The 3,688-nt window shown below is 61.2% G+C and carries 5 protein-coding genes; 4 read left to right on the top strand and 1 reads right to left on the bottom strand.

The window, feature by feature from the left end:
- The 3 genes from Q0693_RS04700 to Q0693_RS04690 form a co-directional block, all read left to right on the top strand.
- Window positions 1-160: hypothetical protein (locus Q0693_RS04700; RefSeq protein WP_298629584.1), on the top strand; the 160-nt coding region annotated here is incomplete at its 5' end.
- A 292-nt stretch (window positions 161-452) separates the two neighbouring features.
- The gene (locus tag Q0693_RS04695) at window positions 453-728 is read left to right on the top strand and encodes a sodium/substrate symporter small subunit (RefSeq protein WP_298629582.1); all 276 of its coding nucleotides are present in this window, start codon (window positions 453-455) and stop codon (window positions 726-728) included.
- A 33-nt stretch (window positions 729-761) separates the two neighbouring features.
- Complete coding sequence (locus tag Q0693_RS04690; protein WP_298629580.1) at window positions 762-2,492, top strand: VC_2705 family sodium/solute symporter; 1,731 nt, start codon at window positions 762-764, stop codon at window positions 2,490-2,492.
- A gap of 3 nt (window positions 2,493-2,495) precedes the next feature.
- On the opposite strand, the gene Q0693_RS04685 is transcribed toward Q0693_RS04690, so the two are convergent.
- The gene (locus Q0693_RS04685; RefSeq protein WP_298629578.1) at window positions 2,496-2,831 is read right to left on the bottom strand and encodes a hypothetical protein; all 336 of its coding nucleotides are present in this window, start codon (window positions 2,829-2,831) and stop codon (window positions 2,496-2,498) included.
- A 35-nt stretch (window positions 2,832-2,866) separates the two neighbouring features.
- Between Q0693_RS04685 and Q0693_RS04680 the strand changes: the two genes are divergently transcribed.
- The coding region (locus Q0693_RS04680; RefSeq protein ID WP_298629576.1) for a CBS domain-containing protein at window positions 2,867-3,688 on the top strand (822 nt) is incomplete at its 3' end.

Genomic DNA, 3,688 nt, shown 5'->3' with positions numbered 1-3,688 from the left:
CGCCCACGTGCGCCGGGAGCTGGGCCCCATCGCCACCCCTTCGCAGGTGGTCTTCCTGGACAAGCTTCCCAAAACCCGCTCCGGCAAGATCCTGCGCCGTCTCCTCAAGGCCCAGGAGTTGGGCAAGGACCCGGGGGATCTGTCCACTTTGGAGGAATGATAACTTTTTCTGTTTCGGCGTCCCCCTAGGATTCGGTCTACCGAAGGGCTTTACCGGGATCCCACCTTGGTACAAACCCAGGGGGGGTAGTAATAGTTCCTTCCCACCGGCAACCCTAGAGCGGCACACCATACGGTCCACCAGAAACCCTGGGTTTTCAGGTATTTGCCAAAGGCCCCTTTTCTTGACGCTCCACCGGGAGGGAGTTAAGATTCGCCCAGCAGGCAGGACATACGTTCGCGCAAGGGACCAAAGCCCCTGCTTGCCCTTTTACCAAAGGGAGGTGAGTTGCATGGACGGAGTTCCTGAGGCGGTCAAGGAGTGGTACTGGAAGGAGGTCAAGGGACTTACGCTTCGTTCCCTCCTCTACTGGATCGTTATCGCTATCGTCTTGCCGGTACTTTCGCCCCTCTTCAAGGGGGTGATCATCGGCCCCTTGCCCTCGCTTCACTGGTACATCAACAGCTTCATCGTGATCGTCCTGGGCATCGTGCTGATCTTTTGGTACGCCGCCCGCATGAACCGGCTGGACCAGGAGTTGGAGAGAAAGCTAAAGGAAGGGAGGTAAACCATGGCTCCAGCAAAAGGCGTCTCCCCTGTAGTGCGTAACCCCCTGCTTACCGCTATCGCGGTCGTTCTCCTGGCCATACTGGCCTACCCGGTAGGAGGGCAATACCTAACCTCCTTGGTCCTGATCATCGGCAGCATCCTGGTTTACTTGGTCCTGGCTCTCACCATCCGGTCTCAGGCGACCGCCGACTTCTACGTGGCGGGCCGCTCCATCCCGGCGGTAGTCAATGGGGCCGCCACGGCTGCCGACTGGATGTCGGCAGCCAGCTTCCTCTCCATGGCGGGGATCATCGCTTTTCTAGGCTTTGATGCCCTACCCTACGTGATCGGCTGGACTTTGGGCTACACCCTTATGGCCTTTACCATCGCTCCCTTTGTACGCAAGTCCGGCACCTACACCGTGCCCGAGCTGATAGAGCGCCTGGCGGGCAACTGGTCTACAGCCCGGGTCATCGCCGTGCTCATGGTCTTCATCACCTCCCTCACCTACCTCACCGCCCAGCTGGTGGGGGTGGGGGTGGTCTTCTCCCGCTTCCTGGGCATCCCCGCCACTATCGCCGTCTTCGTGGGCGTGTTCGGGGCCTTGGCTTACGCCTGGACCAGCGGCTGGCGCAGCATCACCTGGGTGCAATTCGTCCAGTACTGGGTGCTCATTTCCATGTACCTCCTGCCGGTGCTTATCGCCAGTGCCTCCTTGGGGCTTCTTCCCATCCCCCACCTCCAGTATGGACCCCTCTTGGCGGAAGTAGAAGGACGTGAGGCCGCTGCCGGCATAAGCCCCCTTTGGACCGAACCCCTGGCCCGCCCCTTCGCTGGCGGCAGCGGAATGCTCAACTGGATCCTGGCAGCTTTGGTGCTTATGCTGGGCACCATGGGTCTGCCCCACATCCTGGTGCGTTTCTACACGGTAACCAACGTGCATGCCGCACGCCTTAGCGTGGGCTGGGCCCTCCTCTTTATCGGCCTGCTATACACTACGGCCTCCATCTACGCTGCCATTGCCCGGCTCTCCATTAGCAACCTCTGGAACAAGCCATTGGATGTGGTGATGAACACCCCATGGGTTCAAAAGTGGCTTCCGACCGGATTGGTCAAGGTGAATGACGCCAACACGGATGGGATCATCCAACCGGCGGAGCTCTCCTTCCACAACGACATCGTGGTGGTGGGGATGCCGGACATGTTCGGCATGCTCTGGCTCATCTCGCCCCTGGTGGCCGTGGGCGGTTTGGCCGCAGCCCTTTCCACCGCCGACGGGCTTCTCCTAGCCATGTCCACCGCCATTTCCCGAGACATCTACAAACGCTTCATCAACCCCCAGGCCTCGGAGGCGGGGGAGGTGGGCTTCGTCAGGATCATGCTGGTGATCATCGGTTTGGTGGGTGGGTACCTGGGGTACCTGGCCATCCGGGACCCTGGCTTTAGCCGTTACGTAGCCTTGCTGGTGGGCTGGGCTTTCGTCTTCGCCGCTTCCACCTTTACCCCAGCCATCATGCTGGGCATCTTCTGGAAGCGGCTAAACCGCTACGGAATCGTAGCGGGGCTCATCGTGGGTATGGCGGTGGCTTTACCCTACGTGCTTGCCGTGGGAATTTTCAATGCTCCCCCCTTGGTCCTCTTTGGGCAAAAGATTGGCACCATCGCCTGGGGGGCCATCTCCTTCCTAGCCAACGCCCTCACCGCCATAGTGGTCTCCCTGCTCACGCCCCCTGAGGGTAAGGAACGGGAGGCCTTCGTGGATCACATGCGCCTGCCCGACTAGGGGCTAGGCTTTGCGGGGGGGCCAGGCCACCCTGGCCCCCTTTTTGAAAGCCGTAAGCACCAAAAGCTTTAAGCGCCCCAAGCGAAAGACCTGGGTGACGGCAAGCCGTAATCCCTCCCATTCATCATAGCAAAACAGCCGCTTCCCTCCAAGCAAGCGTTCCAAGGGCCCGGCCGCTTCGTCGAAGCACTTTATCCCTCGCTCCAACCCCCCCCGAGTCCAGACAAAAAGATGGTAGGCCACCTCATCCTCGAGGCGGCGCATCCTTTGCGGATCCCGCACGAACCGCTCCACGTACTCCACCAATTTGCCATAGATAACCTCTTTTTCCTCCGCCATATGGGATACTATAAGGGCAAACCATCACTATGGCCATGGACTTACTGACGAAAATCCCTCCATTAGACCGGCTACCGCCAGAAGAGCTGCGGAGGATCTCCCAGGCAGGCCACGAGCTCCTTCTGGATCCGGGAACCCCCCTTCTGGAACAAGGGGGTAGCCCCGCAGACAAACTCTATCTTCTTCTGGAGGGAAAGGTGGCCCTGCTGGATGGGGAGAAGGAGGTGGGAACCCTTGGGGCAGGGGAGTTTTTCGGCTTTCCCTCCCTCCTTTCCGGCGAACCCCCGGCCCTGGGGGTGGTGGCCAAGACCCCGGTCCGGCTTCTGGCCTTTCCCACGGAGGCCTTCCAAAGGCTTCTGACGTACCCGGAAGCGGCCCGCTTTTTTGGCCAAGGCCTGGCGGAACGGGTAAGGCTGCGGCTGGCGCCAGAACCCTCCCTCTTTGCCCCCGTGGGCAACCTGGTACGCCGGCCCCCCGCCTTCATCCCCCCTTCGGCCACGGTGGAAGAGGCCGCGAGGAGGATGCGCCAAGAGGGCATCTCCAGCCTCCTGGTGGAAGGAGAGCCTTTGGGCATCCTCACGGACCGCGACCTAAGGAACCGGGTCCTGGCGGAGGGCCTTTCCCCCTCCACCCCCGTGGCCCAGGTGATGACCACACCCCTCTTCACCCTCCCGGCGGAAACCCCCATCTATGAGGCCCTGGCGGCCATGGTGGAACGGGGCATCCACCACCTGCCCCTTACGGAAGGGGGGAAGGTGGTGGGGGTGGTGACCCATACCGACCTGCTCCTCAACCAGGCCCAAAGCCCCTTGGTCCTCCTAAGGCGGATTGAGCGGCTGGAGCTTTCCCGGTATGGC

The organism is uncultured Thermus sp., from assembly GCF_938010445.1.
GTDB classification, from domain to species: domain Bacteria; phylum Deinococcota; class Deinococci; order Deinococcales; family Thermaceae; genus Thermus; species Thermus altitudinis.
Note: the sequence above shows the minus strand (reverse complement) of the source record. Positions and strands in the feature narration are given on the sequence as shown.

What these genes read in the sequence shown, in the direction of transcription:
- Q0693_RS04695 (WP_298629582.1), top strand. Translation starts at nt 453, where the DNA reads ATGGACGGAGTTCCTGAGGCGGTCAAGGAGTGGTACTGGAAGGAGGTC.
- Q0693_RS04685 (WP_298629578.1), bottom strand. Translation starts at nt 2,831, where the DNA reads ATGGCGGAGGAAAAAGAGGTTATCTATGGCAAATTGGTGGAGTACGTG.